13 protein-coding genes are annotated in these 20639 nt (G+C 36.9%); 4 read left to right on the forward strand and 9 right to left on the reverse strand.

Annotated elements, in window-relative coordinates; all coding sequences use genetic code 11:
- Positions 1-56: 56 nt before the first annotated feature.
- From AC07UM_RS13330 to AC07UM_RS13365, 8 genes are all read right to left on the reverse strand, one after another.
- The gene (locus AC07UM_RS13330; RefSeq protein WP_494683077.1) at positions 57-1265 is read right to left on the reverse strand and encodes a PepSY-associated TM helix domain-containing protein; all 1209 of its coding nucleotides are present in this window, start codon (positions 1263-1265) and stop codon (positions 57-59) included.
- 51 nt (positions 1266-1316) lie between these two features.
- The gene (locus tag AC07UM_RS13335; RefSeq protein WP_494683076.1) at positions 1317-3431 is read right to left on the reverse strand and encodes a TonB-dependent receptor; all 2115 of its coding nucleotides are present in this window, start codon (positions 3429-3431) and stop codon (positions 1317-1319) included.
- Entirely contained in the window at positions 3431-4630 is a 1200-nt protein-coding gene (locus tag AC07UM_RS13340) for a PepSY-associated TM helix domain-containing protein (RefSeq protein ID WP_494683075.1), read from the reverse strand. The genes AC07UM_RS13335 and AC07UM_RS13340 overlap by 1 nt, the downstream gene beginning before the upstream one ends.
- Positions 4631-4671: 41 nt before the next feature.
- Positions 4672-6831 (reverse strand): TonB-dependent siderophore receptor, encoded by a 2160-nt coding sequence (locus AC07UM_RS13345; protein ID WP_494683074.1) that lies wholly within the window; start codon positions 6829-6831, stop codon positions 4672-4674.
- Positions 6832-6863: 32 nt separating this feature from the next.
- Positions 6864-9071 carry a TonB-dependent siderophore receptor gene (locus AC07UM_RS13350; RefSeq protein WP_494683073.1) on the reverse strand — a complete coding sequence of 736 codons (2208 nt, stop codon included), beginning with the start codon at positions 9069-9071 and terminating at the stop codon, positions 6864-6866.
- A 150-nt stretch (positions 9072-9221) separates the two neighbouring features.
- The gene (secA, locus tag AC07UM_RS13355; RefSeq protein WP_494683072.1) at positions 9222-12296 is read right to left on the reverse strand and encodes a preprotein translocase subunit SecA; all 3075 of its coding nucleotides are present in this window, start codon (positions 12294-12296) and stop codon (positions 9222-9224) included.
- 125 nt (positions 12297-12421) lie between these two features.
- Positions 12422-12643: a DUF2795 domain-containing protein gene (locus tag AC07UM_RS13360; RefSeq protein ID WP_002662059.1), complete on the reverse strand. Its 222-nt coding sequence runs from the start codon at positions 12641-12643 to the stop codon at positions 12422-12424.
- 136 nt (positions 12644-12779) lie between these two features.
- The gene (locus tag AC07UM_RS13365) at positions 12780-13808 is read right to left on the reverse strand and encodes a GDP-mannose 4,6-dehydratase (RefSeq protein ID WP_494683071.1); all 1029 of its coding nucleotides are present in this window, start codon (positions 13806-13808) and stop codon (positions 12780-12782) included.
- Positions 13809-13897: 89 nt separating this feature from the next.
- On the opposite strand from AC07UM_RS13365, the gene AC07UM_RS13370 reads away from it, so the two are divergent.
- Together AC07UM_RS13370 and AC07UM_RS13375 are read left to right on the forward strand one after the other, a co-directional pair.
- On the forward strand, positions 13898-14704 hold the full coding sequence (locus AC07UM_RS13370) for a DUF2797 domain-containing protein (RefSeq protein WP_494683070.1): 807 nt from the start codon (positions 13898-13900) through the stop codon (positions 14702-14704).
- Between the two features lie 24 nt (positions 14705-14728).
- The gene (locus AC07UM_RS13375) at positions 14729-17380 is read left to right on the forward strand and encodes a hypothetical protein (protein ID WP_494683069.1); all 2652 of its coding nucleotides are present in this window, start codon (positions 14729-14731) and stop codon (positions 17378-17380) included.
- 111 nt (positions 17381-17491) lie between these two features.
- Here AC07UM_RS13375 and AC07UM_RS13380 read toward each other — a convergent pair whose 3' ends face one another.
- On the reverse strand, positions 17492-17842 hold the full coding sequence (locus AC07UM_RS13380) for a hypothetical protein (RefSeq protein ID WP_124533167.1): 351 nt from the start codon (positions 17840-17842) through the stop codon (positions 17492-17494).
- Between the two features lie 175 nt (positions 17843-18017).
- Between AC07UM_RS13380 and AC07UM_RS13385 the strand changes: the two genes are divergently transcribed.
- A complete protein-coding gene (locus AC07UM_RS13385; protein ID WP_494683068.1) occupies positions 18018-18212 on the forward strand; it encodes a hypothetical protein in 195 nt (64 codons plus the stop codon).
- Between the two features lie 123 nt (positions 18213-18335).
- A complete protein-coding gene (locus AC07UM_RS13390) occupies positions 18336-19382 on the forward strand; it encodes a PA0069 family radical SAM protein (protein ID WP_494683067.1) in 1047 nt (348 codons plus the stop codon).
- Positions 19383-20639 lie beyond the last annotated feature (1257 nt).

Consider the following 20639-nt stretch of genomic DNA (forward strand, 5'->3'; position numbering starts at 1 on the left):
TAAAATTATAAAAAAGATTGTATTAATGGATTATTAACTGGGTTTTATTTAATACTTTAAGCTGTTTTTATTGGTTTTTTCTTTTTTCTTCCCCACCAGATCATAAATCCGGTAACCGGAAGAGAGGCACAGATAATACTTACAATAAAAGCAATAATCTTGGTAGGAAGTCCTAAAATAGCTCCTACGTGGATATCATAATTGGCACTTACTACTTTTTCCCCAAAATTTTTGTCTTTTGGATCATGAGTATGAAGAAGTTCTCCTGAGTTTTCATCAAAGATCAAGCTGCTGCTTTTATGATAAGAATAAGAAAGATGTTTTACGTATACCTCAAAGTTAGGATGTTCGTGGTCATCCATATGTGGGTGGCCTAAATCTATAGCAAAACCATAAGAATCAGGATATTTTGTTTGTACAGTATTGATGATTTTATCCAGTGTTCCTTCCGTTCTCAGCTCAATAGGGGCTTTTGTTTTAATATGGGAGAAGTCAGGATACTTTGTTTCTCCACCGGAGAATATCACATAGATCATGGCCTGAACAACAAAGAATGCATAGAATAGCCCTGTGATAGAGAAGATCAAAGCAAATATAGAGGCATAAAATCCTAGTACATTGTGAAGGTCATAGTTCTTTCGTTTCCAGCTCTTAATGTTTTTCCATTTGAAGGCAAAACGCTGTTTTCTTGCTGCTTTGTTCTTGGGCCACCATAGAATGATCCCGGAGATCAGCATAATAATAAAGATGATAACAGGAATTCCCACCACATAAGTTCCCCAGTCCTGCTTCAACAGGTAGCTCCAGTGGATCATTTTTACAATGTTGAAGAATCCGTTTTTCTCATCATATACCCTTAGTACTTTCCCGGTGTAAGGGTTTACATAGGCTTGTTTATAGATAGGAAATTCATCAAAATAATTCCAGGCATCCGTATTGTGCTCGTACCAGAAAAACATATAGGACATTTTCTTGTCGATAGGAACGTTTACCCAATGGATGGGGTATTTTTCTTTGACCTGCTCTGCAACAGCTTTTTCCATTACCCTGATGGGAAGCACCTGTTTCTGCTCTATATTCTGTTCCTGATGGTAAATAACATCTTTTCGGGTAATATTTTCCACCTCATCCTTAAAGACATACAATGCTCCGGTAATAGAGATAATAAAGATCAGAAATCCTATTCCCAATCCGAACCATAAGTGCAGTTTGGCAGACCATTTTTTAAAGAATCCCGGCTTTTTTTTATGATGATTTTTCTTCATATAGCAGTAAAAAGTAAAGCAAAGATATGCTTTACTTTTTATTTAGTTTAATTAAAATTTGTATTCAATCATGAATGTTCCTCTCAATCCAAGAGCATTGGTGAAGTCACTGTCTCTTGCTGTCCACCATGAAATAGCGGGCTGATATACTTTGTTGAAAAGGTTTTCAATACCTAATGACAGTCTCCAGTTGTTGTTGACTTCATAACTTGATTTGAAATTAAATACAGTATATTCAGGAACATATCCTTCACCGTAGCCATACTGCCCCGTTTTAGCATTAGGTTCGAATCTGTTCTGCTGGAAAGAGTGAAGCATGTCTAAACCAACTGATAATGCCGGGATAGGCTTTGCCTGCACATAAGCGAGAACTTTAGGAGCAGAAATTCTGCTGTTGTTGATTTTTGCAGAATAATCACCGTCATCCTTTACTGAAGTGATTCCTTCCATCCAGCTGTAGCTTCCTCCAAACTGAATCCATTTTGTAGGGGTAAAGTGTAAGAAACCTTCCACTCCGTACACAATTTCGGGAGATCTCTGAATCATCAATGCTCTGTCCGGACTTTGCACGAATGATGCTCCCAGTTTAGAAGTACTTACATAAGAAGTCAATTCATAATTAAGCCAGTTGGAAAGCTGTCCTGTTGCTCCCAATTCATAATTGTTGACAATAATAGGCTTAGTTTCCAGATTTTTAATCGTCTCAGAAGTTGAAGTTCTTAAAATTCTTCCTAATTCATTGATAGAATAGGCCTGTGAAAAGCTTGCAAAAATATTGATATAAGGCTCAATATTATAACGAATACCAATATTTCCTACCAAAGCATTATAGTTCAGTTTTCCACCGGCTACCGGAATACTTTTGGTAAAAGTTCCGTCACTTTTAAGCGTGGAAAGGGTATTGAAGTCATCTACATTAACTTTGATATTTTCGTAGCGAAACCCTCCTTTGATGGTTAATTTTTTGAAAAGGTCAATTTTTGCCAATACAAAAGGAGCAATGTTGGTCATATTCATATTAGGAGTCCAGAAACGTCCGTCTTCCAGTTTTTGTACGGTTTCATCATTTAGAATATCAGCTCCGTAGATGATTTCTCCCTGAGAATTGGCTGAGTTCCAAAGCTGTGTATCAAAATTCAATCTTGCCCCTGCTTTTTTTGAAATCACATTAGACTGTCCGCCATTGAAAAAGGTATCGCTGTATCCGTAAACGGTTTTGAAATCCTGATAATAAAGATTAATGTTTAAAGAAGTTCCCGCAAACAGGTTCTTATTATCATAGCTCACTCTGATGTTGTGGTTTTTCGGAGTTCCCTGAGGCGTGGTTTCCTGACCTTTTCCTATTCCTTCTCCAATAGTGGGCGTGACACCATATTTTCCTGTTTTTAATCCTACATTAAGGTCTGATCTTGAAGAATAACCAATATAAGAAGCTTCAATCCTTTGATTTTCATTGATGTCATAGCCTAATTTCAACAAACCGTTGTAGTTGTCCATCTTGGCAATGCTATAGGTAGGGCTTATCAAAACTCCATCGCCATCTTTTGTATATCCTGTTCTTTCGTAAGCTAATGAAAGGGTATAATCAAATTTGTTGATCTTTCCTGTTAAAAGCTGGCTTGCTCTTACTCCTAAAGTACCGCCATAAGGCTGTCCCGTCAATCCGATCTGAGAAACCCCAGAGATCTTTTTATCTGTTTTGCTTCTTTTCGTAATATAATTGATGATCCCTCCGTCTGCTCCGTTTCCATAGATGGAAGAAGCTCCTTTGATCACTTCAATTCTTTCGATAGCTGAAGGATCTATTGTTCGTAAATCTCTAGCCCCGTTACGAAGTGGAGTAGACTGAGGAATTCCATCAATCAAAACTAAAACCTGGCGCCCTCTTAACGTCTGTCCTGAGTTGGATGTCTGCCCTGAGTTGGTTCCTAAGCTGGGAACCGTATATTGCAGGATGCTTGTAATATCTGAGTTAACAGTCAGCTGAGACTGAATCTGTTTTTCTCCTACCACTGTGATAGAGCTTGGAACTTCTTTTATGTTTTCCCTTTTTCTGGAGGCAGTCATCACAACCTCGTCTACATTTTTAGTTTGTAGAGTATCTTTTACCTGGGCAAAAACGGTAGTAGTTCCTAAACAGGCAGCTGATAAAAGCACTTTTTTCATTATATTTTTTTTCCTTTTTTCTTTCTTTTCCCCCACCAAACCAGGAATCCGGTTACAGGGAGTGATGTACACGTGAGGCCGGCAATAAACCAGATGATTTTTCCAATGATTCCGAAATAAGATCCGGTATGGATGTCATAATTGGCGTTAGAATATTTCTCGGCGGTATTGAGTTTGTGATGAGGTTTGTTGGCGAGTAGTTTTCCTGAATATTTGTCAAATGTCAGGATGTTCCTTTCACTGTATCTTCCGTCAAGCCCGTATACAGTTACCGGAAGGTTTTTCAGTTCTTTTCCTTTTTTATTTTTCCCGTTTAGATTGATTCTGAAGCTGGATGATTTTGCATATAATTTTTCTGTCTGAGCTGCAGCCAGATCAAAAACAGCTTCATTCTTCGCCATCAGAGAGTCCGGGGATTTTCTTTCTTTCTCCTTTGGAAGTTCCCAAGAGCCGGATAATGCAAATGTGAACGTATTTTTTACATAGGGATAAGCAAAATAAAGCCCTGTAATACATAATAATAGAGCGATAAACGACGCATAAAATCCAAGGATATTATGAAGGTCATAATTTTTACGCTTCCAGTTTTTTACATTTTCCCAATTGAACCAGAAACGTCCTTTTCTTGCACTTTTATTTTTAGGCCACCATAAAATGATTCCTGTAATCAGCATGATGATAAAAAGAACGGTTGGGATTCCTACGGTGTACGGTCCCCATTCTGAATTCAGCAAAAGTCCCCAGTGGAGATATTTCAGAATACTGAAGATATCATATTTTTCATTGTAGATGGCAAGGATTTCTCCGGTATACTGATTCACATAAATAAGCTTGTTAATACGTACCTGCTGAAAATAATTCCACCCTTTTTTGCTTTTTTCATAGTATTCAAACTGATAGGACTTGGTTTTATCCAAAGGAATTTCTACAGCACTGATAGGATACTTTTCATTAAGCTCCAGCGATACTTTTTCACGAAGCAAAGTAATAGGGAGGGGCTTTTTCCCGATATCTTCTTTTTTGAGCTCAATGGCTTCTTTGCGTAAGGTATTGTGTATTTCGTCCTTAAAAACATATAAAGTCCCCGAAAGAGAGACTATAAATACAATGATACCAACAGATAGACCAAACCACAAATGCAGTTTTGCGGACCATTTTTTTGAAGAAGCTTTCTTTTTATGGTGATGCTTTTTTCTCATAGCAAAAAGTTAACCCCATGAGGGGCTAACTTTTGATTTTTTTAAAATTTATATCCTATTGATAATCTCCAGTTACGTGGAGCATTGTAGATCCATGCATATTCGCCGGCATCTCCTCTGTATCCACTGTAAAGCTTTTTGTTAAGGACATTATTCAAGATTAGGTTGACATCGAATTTTTTAGCAACATAGGAAACCCCGAAATTGGTATCAAAATAATCCGGAAGGCTTTGATCTTTTGTCGCACCTACCCCAAACCAGGATTGTCTTCCTCCCTGATACTGATAACCAGCTGAAATTCCGAACCCTTTCATAAGACCATTTGCAAACCTGTAGCTTACCCAGGTATTTTGTACATTTTTTGCATTACCCGGAGACTGGATTCCAATTCTTGTAGGATCTGTGTCTTTGATGGTTTTTGCATCTGTATAAGCATAGTTGATAACAATGTTCAACCCTTTGATGATTTCTCCTTTGATATCGGTTTCAAATCCTCTTGCTCTTTGTTCACCTGTAGCAACCTGGAAAGGATTTCCTCCATTTTGTTCTTTAGCTCCGGCCACAAGAATATTTTGTCTTCTGATTTCGTAAACGGCAAAAGTAGAGTTCCATTTTCCTCCGAACCAGTCTTTCTTCAATCCGAATTCAATATTCTGTCCTCTGAAAGGATCTGTGATCTGAGTATTATTGATTCCTACTGCAGATTGCGGAACAAAAGTTTTATCATAGATTCCATACGCAGAGAAATCGCTCAGGATAGAATAGCTAATTCCCACTCTTGGTGTGAACTCTCCTGCTTTATTTCTTGGAACAACATTTCCCGGTGAATAATATGGATATCCGGCATAAGTGGTACCGCTTGTGTATCTTCCTGCTAATGTTATCCTTAGCTTGTTATTAAACATTTCAATCTGATCCTGAGCATAATAGGATGTATATTTTACGCCTTCATCATCATAAAATGGAGCAGATGAGTTTAAAGTGTAAAAGTCAGAAGAAGGAAGCTTGGAAGGGTCTACACCATACTGAACATTATAAACATCAATTGGGAACGGTCCTCCTGCAAAAGAGGAAAAGTCAGCATTGTATTTTCTGTCTCCGTAATCGAATCCGGCAATAATTTTATGTACAATGTTTCCGGTATTAAGCGTACCTCTTACATACGTCTGGAAAATATGATTTTTTCCTTTTGCCTGCCAGTTGCTTACTGTTCTGTTTAAAACATTTTTATTGTTAGGATCAAAAGTTCCCCACCATGAACCTCCATCATAATTCAGATCCATATAAGCATACTGCGTACTCCAAACCCAGTCTTTGAATAATTTCTGATCTAAACTTAAGAATAAACTCTGATCTTTTACTTCAGTTTTCTTGAAGTTAGGATCATTAAAGTTGGTATGTACATTCAGTGAAGCATATCCGTCATTAGACATCAGATAAGCGCCCGGCTGATTGAATTTTAAATACTGATAGTTGTACTGTGCAGTAAACGTAGTGGTTTTTGTTGGTCTGAAAGTAATCGACGGAGCAACAATAATTTTGCTTGTTTTATCATTTTCAACCCAGGAATTGTTAGAGCTTCCCATTAAATTGATACGGTAATCTAAAACTCCGTCTTTCACAAGAACTCCATCCAGATCCGCCTCACCTCTGAACAGGTTATAGCTTCCGGTAGTGAAACGTACGCTGTTGGCAAATTTCCCTGTTGGTTTTTTGGTTACTACGTTATAAAACCCAGCTGGATCTCCCATAGAACCCATAAATCCAGCAGGTCCTTTTACGAACTCTATCCTGTCAATAATGGATGCATCAGGGTTAATAGGTCCCCATGTTGAAGAAACGTTCATTCCGTTCATGAAAGTGGAAATACTTGCCCCTCTCATGAAAACATTGGAATATACATTGTCCCAGTGTTCTACTTTTCTTGCACCACTTACATTACGAACAATACCCTCAGACATATTCAGTGTAAGCTGATCGGCAAGAACCTGTGAGCTTATAGATTGTACGTTCTGTGGAAGCTCAAGAATAGGAGTCTGGATTCTCAATGAACCAGAAACCTCGTTGAGTTTGTATTTCTGATAATATCTTCCGTTAACAACTACTTCTTCAATATCGTTGGATTTGATGGTGTCTTTTTTTTCCTGGGCAAAACTTAACATGGATGCTAATAATGCCGCTCCTATTGTTATTCTTTTCATTGTTTATAAGGGGAATAAATTATTCTAACAGTTTAAAATTTATAAGTGAAACTTCCTAATACATTGGCAAGAGCCTGAGCATTGGCCGTTGTATATCCGTTCCAGTATTTTTCGTTCGTGAAATTGTCTACTTTTACACCTACTCTGAATTTTCGGGTATCATAAAATACGTTGGCATTCATGACCAGGTATTTTGGAAGGATGAATGTTCCCATCGTCGTTGAGTTGACGATCTTGTTATCGCTGGCATAGTTTCCTCCAACCCCGAATCCAAGACCTTTTAAGTTTCCGTCAAGGAACTGGTAGCTAGCATTGAAGTTAACTAACCACGGAGATGATGCCGTAGCAGGTCTTCTTCCGATTACCGTTTCATCAGCTTCCGTATATTTCATATCGTTGTAGCTTACTCCGGCAATTACGGAGAATCCTTTGATCAGGTAAGCGTTTGCTTCCAATTCAACTCCCTGGCTTCTCAATAAACCTGCCTGGTTTTGCACAGCCTGTCCTGTTCCTGTCATCTCACCAGTATTAAGAAGAGTGTTTTTTACCTGGATATTATAGTAGCTTAAAGTTGTTGTAATTCTTCCTTTGATAAGATTTGTTTTGATACCACCTTCAAACTGATTAGCTCTTTCGGGTGTTGAAAGTGCTACATTTCCTGTTTTATCTGAAGTATAATATCCATTGACTGAAAAACTATTCTGGTAATTTCCGAATACGGATAATTTCTCAGGAAGTATTTGATAAACGACACCAAATTTTGGTGACCAAGCTCCCTGGCTATATGAATCTGTAAGTTTTTGTCCGGTTTGTCCTCCTTTAAAATTTACACTTTCGTATCGTACCGAAGTAAGAATATTAAGACCGGTTATCGGAGTAATCACATTGGAGATATAACCACTGTAAGTATCTTTTTTACCAGAACTTATATAGGTGCTGTTTTTTTCAAAATCTGGTTGATTTCTCAGATTGTCATACATTGCTCCCAATGTCTGTCCATTCATATTAGAGTAGTCTGTACCCGTGAAAGGAACCCAGTCAAAATTGGTGAACATAAAGTATTGATTATCGTTTAACCTCATATAGTCAAAACCGGCTACTGTTCTGTTTCTTACACTTCCGATGTTGAAATCAAAGTTGAAATTCTGTTGAACCTGGAAGTAAGTTCTTTTACTGTCTTTAGTCGATTGGTCAGCTCTTACAACTCCCAATTCTGTATCAGTTGGAATTCCTGTTACCATTCCTTTCGGCGCAAAATAGAAATAGGGGTTGAATCCGTCTGAGTAAGAATAAGAAGTGCTCACATTCGTAGAGGATTTGATGTGATCATTGATCTTATAGTTCACCTGTCCAAAGAAGTTTCTTGCTTTACCTATCGTTTTAAGACCTTCTCCTGTGTAAGATTGCTTATAGTTATAACCTAGTTTTTCCAGTTTGTCCATAGTGTCCGCACCAAGCTGAGCACTCGGAACATAGAAAAAGAATGCTGTTTCAGGAGTTGAATTGGTTTCAAACATTTCAAGCTCCGCATTGATCTCTAAATTGTCGGTAGGACGATAAGTAATGGAAGGAGTAAATGCGTAGAATGAGTTCTTTGCATTGGTTCTCTGGAAAGTTCCCTGATTAGTATACGCTGTATTTAATCTGAATAATAATTTTTTATCTTTCGTAAGAGGAGCATTTACATCTGCCTGAACTCTGTAGTAATTATAACTTCCCCCTGCCAAAGAAACAGCACCCGCAAAAGTTTCGAAAGGTTTTTTAGTAACTCTGTTGATAACACCCCCGTAAGACGTCACGTTACTACCAAATAATGTAGCGGAAGGTCCTTTTAATACTTCAATTCTCTCCACATTAATTGCATCCATAGAAGTAGTAATAGGAGCCACCATACCATTTCTGATAGAGTTTCCGGCTACGAAACCTCTTAAGTTAAGATAGATCCCTCCATCTCCGGCTCTGTTGGTAGCGCTCCACATTTTTTGTGCACCCGCAACGTTTCTGAAAGCGTCATCTACGGTAAATAACAATTGATTTTCTAATACTCCTTTGTCAATAGAAGAATATACTTGTGGATCCTCTATTGCTTTCAAAGGCATCTTATTGGAGTATTCACTGTCTTTCTTGACATATGTATTGATAATGACTTCATCAATGCTTTTGGTGGTTAATGAATCTTTTTTTTGGGCAGAAACCAGCATTGTTCCCAGTGCGGAAGCACAGATCAGTACATTTTTCATGAAAGTCAAATTTTCTGCAAATATATTATTTTTAACTGTTCTAAATAAATAATGAAGTTGATATTTATCATAAATTATAATATGTTACATAAGAAAAAACCGCTCTGATCACTGTCAGAGCGGTTTTTGTATGATTTTATTAAATTTTTCTTACGCTGGAATTTCTCCTTTATATAAGAATGAAATAATTTCTTTGTTCAATTTGTCAATCATTTCGCTGAATAAGTGGAAAGATTCTTGTTTGTAAATTACAAGAGGATCTTTCTGCTCATAAACAGCTCCCTGAGAAGATCTTCTAAGATCATCCATCTCACGAAGGTGAAGCTTCCAGTTTTCATCGATGATTGATAAAGTGATATTCTTTTCGAAGTCGTTCACTAAACTTTCACATTTAGTATCGTAAGCTTCTTTAAGATCAGCTACAATAGTCATTGTTTTGTGTCCGTCTGTAAAAGGAACCTGAATCATTTTAAACATTGAACCTTGATTTTGATAGACATTCTCAATAATAGGGAATGATTTTTCTTTCAATAAATTCAGCTTCATGTTATAATCCTCCTGAGCAGCTTTGAATAAGATATCCGTTAATTCCGGAACTTGTTTATTGCTGAAATCACTTTCAGAAACAGGAGAAGCCATTGTGAAATGTTTGATTATTTCAAATTCAAAATCTTTATAACTTCCGTTTGCTTTACCTTTTGCAACAATAGAGTTAGAAACATCGAAAATCATATTCGTGATATCGTATTTCAAGTGATCTCCGAATAAAGCATTCTTTCTTCTCTTATAGATCACGTCACGTTGCTTGTTCATAACGTCATCATATTCAAGAAGTCTCTTTCTTGTTCCGAAGTTATTTTCTTCTACTTTTTTCTGCGCTCTTTCGATAGACTTACTGATCATGGAATGCTGAATAACTTCACCATCTTTATGACCCATTCTGTCCATCATTTTAGCAATTCTTTCAGAACCGAACAAACGCATTAAGTTATCTTCAAGAGATACATAGAACTGAGAACTTCCCGGATCTCCCTGACGTCCCGCTCTACCTCTTAACTGTCTGTCAACACGTCTTGAATCGTGTCTTTCAGTACCGATAATCGCTAAACCTCCGGCTTCTTTTACTTCTTTAGAAAGCTTGATATCCGTACCACGACCTGCCATGTTGGTTGCAATTGTTACCACTCCCGGCTGTCCTGCTCCTGCAACAATTTCTGCTTCTTTCTTGTGAAGTTTCGCGTTCAATACCTGGTGCGGAATTTTTCTTAATTGAAGTGCCTTTGATAATAATTGAGAGATTTCAACAGAAGTTGTACCTACTAAGACAGGTCTTCTTGCTGCTGTTAATTTTTCAATTTCTTCAATTACGGCATTATATTTTTCTCTGTTAGTTTTGAAAACTAAATCTTGTTTATCATCTCTTAAAATAACACGGTTGGTAGGAATTACCACTACGTCTAATTTGTAGATCTCCCAAAGTTCTCCAGCTTCCGTTTCAGCAGTACCCGTCATCCCCGCAAGTTTGTTGTACATACGGAAATAGTTCTGAAGCGTAACTGTTGCAAAAGTTTGAGTAGCAGCCTCAATTTTTACATTCTCTTTCGCTTCGATCGCCTGGTGTAGACCGTCAGAATAACGACGTCCTTCCATGATACGACCCGTCTGTTCGTCAACGATTTTTACTTCACCATCAATGACTACATACTCATCATCTTTTTCAAATAATGTATACGCTTTCAATAGCTGGCTCATCGTGTGAACACGCTCAGATTTTTCAGCAAAATCAGAGAAAAGTCTTTCTTTAGCTTCAAACTCCTCTTCTTTGGAAAGGTTTTTAGCTTCTACTTCAGCAATCTCAGTTCCGATATCCGGAAGTACGAAGAAGTTAGAGTCAGAGTTTCCTTGAGACATGTATTCAACACCTTTGTCTGTAAGGTCTACCTGATTGTTTTTCTCCTCGATGACGAAGTAAAGATCTTTATCTACGATCGGCATATCACGGTTGTTGTCCTGCATATACTGCGATTCAACTTTCTGAAGCAATGCTCTGTTTCCGCTTTCCGATAAGAATTTGATTAATTGTCTGTTCTTTGGAAGACCTCTGTATGCCTGAAGCAATTTGAAGCCTCCTTCTTTTGTATTTCCTGCAGCGATTAATTTTTTCGCTTCATTAAAAATAGCAGAAACTGTTTTCTTTTGTACTTCAACAATTCTGTCGATAGAAGGCTTCAGAACATCAAACTCCTGTCTGTCTCCCTGAGGAACCGGACCAGAAATGATTAATGGTGTTCTTGCATCATCTACCAATACAGAGTCAACTTCATCCACGATAGCAAAGTTCAATTCTCTTTGTACCAATTCTGAAGGTGAAGTCACCATATTATCTCTCAGGTAATCAAAACCAAATTCGTTGTTGGTTCCATACGTAATATCTGAGTTGTATGCTTTTCTTCTTCCGTCTGAGTTCGGCTGGTGGTTATCGATACAATCGATAGACATTCCGTGGAACTGATACAATGGACCCATCCAGGCGGAGTCTCTTTTTGCAAGGTAGTCATTCACGGTTACAACGTGTACTCCTCTTTCCGGAAGTGAATTTAAGTAAATAGGTAATGTTCCTACCAAAGTTTTACCTTCACCGGTTGCCATCTCGGCAATTTTTCCGCTGTGAAGAATAACCCCTCCGATAAACTGAACATCATAGTGGACCATATCCCAAACTACAGGAGTTCCGGCAGCGTCCCATGAGTTTTTCCAAACAGCTGTGTCTCCTTCGATCTGAACGAAATCTTTCCCTGCAGCAGCCAGTTCTCTGTCCCAGTCATTAGCCGTTACACGGATTTCTCCATTCTGAGCCCATCTTCTTGCCGTTTCTTTTATCAATGCAAAAGCTTCGGGAAGGACCTGAACCAGAACTTTTTCTTCAACTTCGTATGATTCTTTCTTTAGAGACTCAATTTTTGAGAAAAGGGCTTCTTTTTCGTCAACGTTGGTTGAATTTTTTATCTGCTCTTTAATCTGTTCTATCTGAGCTGTGATCTTGCTGGTTGCAGATTTTATATTCTCTTTAAACTCAGCCGTTTTTTGTCTCAGCCCATCATCCGTCAATTGCTGGATGTTGGGTTCAGCAGCCTTGATTTTTGTTACAACTTTTTTTACTTCTTTTAGGTCCTGCGCTTTTTTGTCTCCCAAAAACCCTTTAAGAACTTTGTTTAAAAAACTCATAAATTTTTTGCTTTATGCTTAATGCAAGATGCTTTAAGCGTTTTAAATGACACGCTTATCGTGTAAATTAATATATAAAAAGGGCAAAAAAGCTCTAAGCACGCAGCCTAAAGCTTATCGCTTTATTAATATTCATCCTCGTTCCAAAGGAAATCCTCGTCAGTAGGGTAGTCACTCCATACCTCTTCGATAGATTCATAAATTTCACCTTCATCTTCGATTGCCTGAAGGTTTTCAACTACTTCCATAGGTGCACCAGTTCTGATCGCGTAGTCAATAAGCTCTGCTTTTGTCATTGGCCAAGGTGCGTCACTTAAATATGAAGCTAATTCTAATGTCCAGTACATAATTTTCTAATTTTTTGCAAAAGTATAAAAATAGGTTGTATAATAAACTTTTTTATACTTGATTTTCAATTCTTTTTATAATATTTTTCTATAAATGGCTGTCACAAACTGAATGAAAGCTGTGTCAGTAATTTACTTAATGTCGTTTTCTCAAAAACCATTCCACAAATTTTTTTATGCCATTTTGGAGGTCTGTGGCCGGTGCATACCCTATTAAATCCTTTGCTTTTGTAATATCGGCATTGGTTTTTGTGACATCTCCGGGCTGCATTGGCAGAATTTTTTTCGTGGCAGTTTTTTGTAATGCCTTTTCTATCGTAGAAACCATCTCCGATAGAGTGACCACCTGGTTTTCTCCCAGGTTAAGGATTTCGTATACTCCGGAGTGATGCTCTAAATAAGAGGCTGACTTGATAATTCCGTCAATAATATCATCTATATACGTGTAGTCTCTGGCCGTAGTCCCATCACCATAGAAAGGAATTTCCTGATCCTCTGAAATAAGCTTCACAAACTTGTGTATAGCAAGATCTGGTCTTTGTCTGGGACCATATACCGTGAAGAACCTAAGCTGGATCATATCTATATGGTATAGATTGTGGTAAACATGTCCTATAATCTCCCCGCTTTTCTTGGTGGCAGCATAAGGAGAGATCGGGTTGTCTACATTATCCGTTTCTGCAAACGGCGTTTTTTCATTGTTCCCATACACGCTTGAAGAGGAAGCGCAGATAAATTTTTTAATATTGAAATCTTTACACAGTTCCCAAAGATTCATTGTCCCGCGTACATTGACTTCTTCATATTCCAAAGGACGCTCAATAGACGGGCGTACACCTGCAAGCGCAGCCAAATGAATCACCATGTCGATGTGATGATTTTTAAAGATACTTTCAAGCCCTTTTTTATCCCGGATATCCTGCCAATAGAGGGAATATTGGTCAGAATGAGAGAGGGAGATCAGATGTTGGATATCCTTCTCTTTATCTGAGAATTCAAAATCCGAAATTTTGTCAATTGACTCTAAAGTATTTTTAATTTTTACCTGATAGTTATAGAAATCATCAAAATTGTCAATGTTTATGACAGAATGTCCATTTCTTAATAATCGTTCAATTAAATGAGATCCGATGAACCCACTACCGCCTGTTACAAGATAAACCATTTGTATTTTTTATGAGTACAAAAATATAAATTTTACTTTTTGAAAAATATAATCATTAAATTTACTTAAAAAAGTAATATAAATATAATATGCAGTTTCAAGGGCAAATTTTAAAGATGACAAGCTACGATGCAAAACCCATCCAATACTATCTCAATCTTTCAGGGGATCTGATCCATATGAATGAGCTGTTAGGAAAGGAGTTAAGCATAAAACATACCGGATTTCAATGTGTAAACTGTGGTAAAAATAAACCTATTTACAGAATGGGATTCTGCAAAAGCTGCTTTTTTGAAAGTCCTTATGCCAGCGATACGATTATCCGTCCGGAACTTTCTACCGCACATTTAGGTGTTGCAGAACGTGATCTGGAGGTGGAAAAACAAATTCAGCTTCAGCCGCACACGGTTTATCTGGCGTATACAGGAGACGTAAAAGTGGGAGTTACCAGAAATACACAGATTCCTACGAGATGGATTGATCAGGGTGCAACTTTTGCATTACCCATTGCAAGAACAGAAAACCGATATGAAGCAGGAATGATAGAAGTTGCTTTGAAAGAACATTTAGCAGATAAAACCAATTGGAGAAAGATGTTGCAGGATGATTTTGAAGGAGAAGTGGATCTTGCTGATTTCCGACAGAAAATAAAAGAATATTTTCCCGAAGATTTTCACAAATTCTATAGAGAAGAAGAGGAGTTATGGATGTTCGATTACCCTTTTGAAAAGCCGGAAAAGGTCTCTTCATTTACTTTGGATAAAAAACCTGAATTTACAGGAAAACTTACCGGGATCAAAGGACAGTATCTAGGGTTTGAGGGCGGAAACTTCATCAATGTAAGAGGACATGAAGGGTATGTTATTGAGCTTGATATAAAGAACAGACGAATATAAAATGTAAGAATCAAATCACAAAATATGAGAAAATGGGTTAAAAGACTATTGATAATCTTCGGAATCCTGGCTGGAATTCTTCTTGCCGCGAATTTCGGACTGAATATATGGCTTAAAACCCAGCTTCCCGATTATATAAAAAAGAATACAGATTATAAGGTTTCCTACAAAACTCTGGATGTAGATTTAGGATCGGGAAATATCTTTGCTGCTGGAATTTCTGTTAATAGTAAAAATCCTCAAAACACAGATGTTATTGGGTTACAGGGAACTATTGACACCCTAAAAATAAGCCGTTTTGGGATCTATGATGCTATTTTCAATAAAAGAATAAGCTCATCGGATTTATTGCTGGCAAAACCCAATTTAAATATCATTCTGGCAAAACCAGTCCTTCGCAAAACGGAAAAGAAAAGAAATCCGTTTTTATTTGAAAACATAAGGATCAGTAACGGAAAGATTGCTGTTTTCAGACCTACCAAACAGAAATTCTTATCTGTAGAGCAACTGGATCTGTTCGTCGAAAACTTACAGATGACAGAAAAATCTATAGAAGATAAATTACCTGTTGTTTTTGACAGTTACAGTATAAAAGGACAGAGATTCTTTTTCCGCCCTGATGAAACCTATGCTATTACCATTAATAGTATAAATACTGCGGATGGACAAGTATCAGTGGGGGATTTCAAACTGATACCGCTTCTTTCTTTCGCTCAGTTTAAACGATTTTATCCTAAAAAAGCTCAGTTATTTGAATGTTCAGTTCCGAAAATGGAATTCAAAGATGTGGTTTTGAATAAAAATAAGGTCTCTCTTAGTAATGCAGATTTTCAAAATCCTGTTTTTACAGTTCATAATACAGGAGTAAAGACGAAAAAGAATGAAAAAAAATCAAATTTTGAAGTTGATTTAAAAAATATAAAACTGAATAACGGTAGAGTTCTGGTCAATAAACCGGATGGCAATACACTTTTGTCTGTCGGAAACTTTAATGTAAATATCAATCAGTTGATGTTTAATAAAGAAACCTCAGACCAGATTATTCCTGTCGGTTATAAAGATTTTACATTAGCCGGAAACAACATTGTATATTCTAGTCATCAGAATATCGCTGTAAGAAGTATTGCGCTGAAGCCTACCAGTGGTGAAATAAGAGATGTTGTACTAACGCCGGATTCTCCTGCGATTGAAAAAACAACAATGGATTTAAAAGCGAATCATATTGCCTTTAATATCAATAAACTGGAATTCGTTGATAAAAAACTGAATCTGGATCTTAAAGATCTTCTTGTAGAAAATGTAAACGGAACCGTTAAGGCAGGTGAAAAAAAACAGAACAAATCTCCTCAGCCCAATATTATCAATTCAATCATCATAAGAAAAGCCTCATTAAAAAATTCAAACCTTATTTATGAAAAAAGAAAACAACCCTTGGCTTTTCATGATCTGAATGCAACATTTAATGCTATTGAACTATCACCTAAGCCAAACCAGCAGGGGCTTTCTTTTACAATAAAAGAGTATTATCTCACCACCCGGAATTTTGCTTACAAAACACCATTCTATAATCTTAGCCTTGGTCTTTTGAAATTGAATAAGAATAAAGTTCAGATCAATAACTTTGCGATGAAGCCTCTTGTTTCGAGAGCGCAGTTTATCAAAATGATACCCGTTGAGAGAGATCTCTATGACTTGAAAGCCGGACAAATAACCGCTGAAGGCAACTGGGATCTGTTTTCTCATCAGAAAATGGTGAATGCTTCCCATGTCACCATCCAGTCAGCAGATGCTAATATTTTCAGAAGTAAAATCCCGAAAGATGATCCAAAAGTAAAGGCTTTGTATTCAAAAATGCTGCGATCCATTAAAATTCCGATGACAATTAATACTCTTGATCTTAAAAACTCAAAATTAGTCTATGAAGAAGATACTCCGGAAAGTATGGGTCCCGGAAAACTGATATTCAGTAATTTTAATATGAATGTTAAAAATTTGAACTCAGCTAAAATAAAAGGAAAGCCGACCAGGGTAGATATTAAAATCAATTGCTCCTTCATGGATCTGTCACCACTATCTGTAAACTGGAACTTTGATGTTGCTGATCAGAATGATGCTTTTACGATTTCAGGAAAAACCTCCAATCTCCCGGCCAGCGGAATTAATCCTTTTATCAGGCCTTATCTTCATGTAACGGCTACTGCGGGGACTATTCAGGAGATGCTCTTTAATTTTAAAGGAAATCCAGCAGGGCTACATGGAACCTTTAATCTTAAACATAAGGACTTAAAGATTGCTGTACTGAATAAAAATAATCATGAAAAGAAAGGTTTTCTAACGGCCGTAGCCAATATTTTTATAAAATCAAACTCGGGAAGCTTCCCTGAAGCCGTTGCGGTAGAAAATGTGGAACGCGATCCGACAAAGTCTTTCTTTAACCTCTTCTGGAAAGGAATTGAACAAGGATTAAAGAAAACACTGATAGGTGCAAATGTGGAAAAAACAGAAAAAACAGTGAAAGAGGCCGTTTCTTCCGTGAAAGAAATGAAGCAGTCTGTAAAAGAAATAAAACAGGAAATCAAAAATAAAAAAGCAGCTTCCCCGCCGGAAGGAGAGAAAAAAGAAAAGAAGGGCTTCCTGAACAATATATTCAAGAAAAAGGAGAAATCTGAAGAATAATTCTTTAAACCACTAAGATGTAATTATTGAGTGCTGAATATATAAATACAACTGTTCTTTTTAATTAAAACAACCTTAATGGTTTAAAAATTTAATATAAGATAGATTCAGTTAAAAATTGAATTCGTCACTTTCTAAAATAGGAATATCCCTTAAGAACTTATCAAACGCTTCGCCTGGATAATTGCTGTCTGCCCCGTAAGAATCTATAATCATTCCACGATTTCCATTATTGTCTTTTAGGACATAAAGAACTGCACTGTCATCCGGATTGCTGTCTCCTTCAAAGCGGTACGTTTTCAAAATAACCAATTCCGTAGGCTGATAAATTTTGTCAGAATTTTCAAACTTCATTTCACAATTTTCATTCATCCTGAATTCTCTCTGTATTCCTCTTTCAGAAAGCGTTTTCATGACTTCACTTAAGGTCGTCATTCTGTCGATGTTTTCTGGATTTTCCATAATAATATTTTTCTTGTTAAGTACAATAATTAAACCATTGCAATTTCTAAATATAAGAAAAATAGCAGATTATAATTTTCCTAAAAATAAACTTTAATGTTAACAAAATTTATAATTTAGAAAAATAGAATAGGTATACTTTTTGCAATGGTATCAATAATAAATCAAAGAAAATATGAAAAAAGAGATTGGAGTTTTACTGGCAGGGGGAGTTGGTCTTTTGGCAGTATTAAGCTTAATAAGTATTAAAAAGATATTAACTAAAAAAGATAAAAAATATAGTGATTCTTATTCGGATCATCACAGACACTTTGAAGAAAAGTACAATGAAGATGAACATCACGGAGTGGAATTTTATGCACTGAAGTAGTAAAAAAATATATTTAATTATGTTTAAATCCAACGCTTTTGAAAGTGTTGGATTTTTTTTGTGGAAAACTTTAGTGTTAAAACTCATTATTTTATGAAAATTCCATTCTAATTTTACACCGGAATGCAAAACGAAAATTTCATAAAAGGTCAGGGAGCTCAGCGAAACGTAATCAACCGTTTCGACAGGTATACCTATGAACCCGAAGATGAAGATTTCGAAACCGTAAAAACTTCTTTTACTGAGGTTTTTCCCAAAACCATTGTAAATCAGGTGAAAAGCGAGGATCTTCCCATGGAATATTCAATGAACCCCTACCAGGGATGTGAGCACGGATGTTCTTACTGTTTTGCAAGACCTACCCACGAATACTGGGGCTATAGTGCCGGGATAGATTTTGAAAGAAAAATCATGGTCAAGAAAAATGCTCCCGAATTATTGGAGAAATTTTTCCAGAAAAGAGGTTATAAAGCAGCTCCAATTCTTTTATCCGGAAATACAGACTGCTATCAGCCAGCCGAAAGACAATTTGAAATCACCAGAAAAATACTGCAGGTTTGTCTTGATTACAGACACCCTGTCAATGTTCTGACAAAAAATGCGCTCGTATTAAGAGACCTTGATATTCTAAAACCAATGGCGGAACAGAATCTTGTTTCAGTCTCTTTAAGTATTCCAACAATCAACGAAGAACTGAGACGAAAGATGGAGCCAAGGACCAGCTCTGCAAAAAATAAATTAAAAGCCATAGAAATTCTTTCCGAAAACAAGATTCCCGTACATGTAATGGTGGCTCCCATCATTCCCGGACTCAATAGTGATGAACCTCTGAATATATTAAAAGCAATTTCTGAGGCAGGTGCTTCCGGGTTTGGATACACTCTCGTAAGATTAAATGATACCGTTGAACCCGTTTTTGTCAATTGGATAGAAACTCATTTTCCAGACAGAGCCCAGAAAGTATTAAATCTCATCCGCTCTATGCGGGGAGGAAAGCTTGGAGATAAAAGATATTTTGAAAGACAAAGAGGAGAGGGGAATATCGCAGAAATGATTCACACAACATTTAAGATTGGCAGAAAGAAGTTTTTCGAAGGTAAAGAATTTCCAAAACTATCTACTGCTAACTTTACCGGAGCCCGCGATCAACAATTGAGATTGTTCGATTGATATGATTTCTTAAAAATCTTATCTATATAATATAGTATAAGTGGATTTATCTTTTCCAGCCATTTTTATTACTCTTACATGATATATATAGTATATCCTATTTCTTAGGAGCTATTCCTGCTATCCATTCCTACTCCTCGCCCCAGCGCTCTCCAACCCCTCAAACCCACCCACTCTCCAACGCAAGCTGTGGGGTAACCATTCCTATCAGGGCTAGGGGAGGGAATCATGAATTATGAATGATGAATGATGAGTTGTGAATTAGGTTTTCGTGTTTCGCGTTTTGGTTACAATTCCAGGTTTTGGGTTATGAATAGGAGTATTCTGTATCATCAGCTTTCTCTCTTATATATTATATCCATCATCCTCTGTGTAAATCCGTGCTCACTGTGGTTGATGATCCTACCAACGAATAATCATGATACCCTTATCCAAATATTCATCAAGATTGTAAAATTCAATAGAAACGGGTTTCAACCCGTTTAATAAAAAGAAAACTAGTTTATTGGCTTTAGCCGAAACTTAAATAAAGACTATTTGTTTTTAAAAAAGCCTCTGCTATTATATATAGGTGTACCTTTCATTATACATTATACATTACTCCTATCCTGAACCCCTCTCAAAAACCGCTCTAACCCTCCCACCCTCGGCCCCACCCACACTCCCTCCCGATCTTCCAAACAAATGTTTAAAATTTTTCTCCCTGCCTTCCAGTGTTTTAGGGGTTAATATTAATAAAAGGTAAAATTTATGTTAAATAAAGTTGCGTGGTGTTGGTTAAGTTTCTATCTTTGCCCCACTGAAAAACGAAAGACATTCAGTAGCGCAGAAGAGCTTTTAGATAAGCAGAAACAATAAGAAACTTCAAAAAGAGACGAACAAAAAAACTTTAAAACTTTTCACAAAAAGAGTTGCGAAATTAAAAAGAGTTTGTATCTTTGCAGTCCCAATTAAGGGAGCGCAGGAGTGGAAGATTAGGTGATGAGAAGAAGGATTAAGGTTACTTAAAAAACTTTAAAATTTTCTTCAAAAACATTTGGTCAATTAGAAATAAAGTTTTACTTTTGCACTCGCAAATACGGAGCGCCACTGACAGAAGAGAGTGCTTCGTTACAAAGCGAAAGATATAAAGATCATTGACATACAATATAACAACCAAGTAAGGAAAAACTAAAGCGTTAAAAACTTTGAGTGAGTCAGACAAACATACAATGGAGAGTTTGATCCTGGCTCAGGATGAACGCTAGCGGGAGGCCT

Source organism: Chryseobacterium sp. GW821-FHT04C04, from assembly GCF_059420365.1.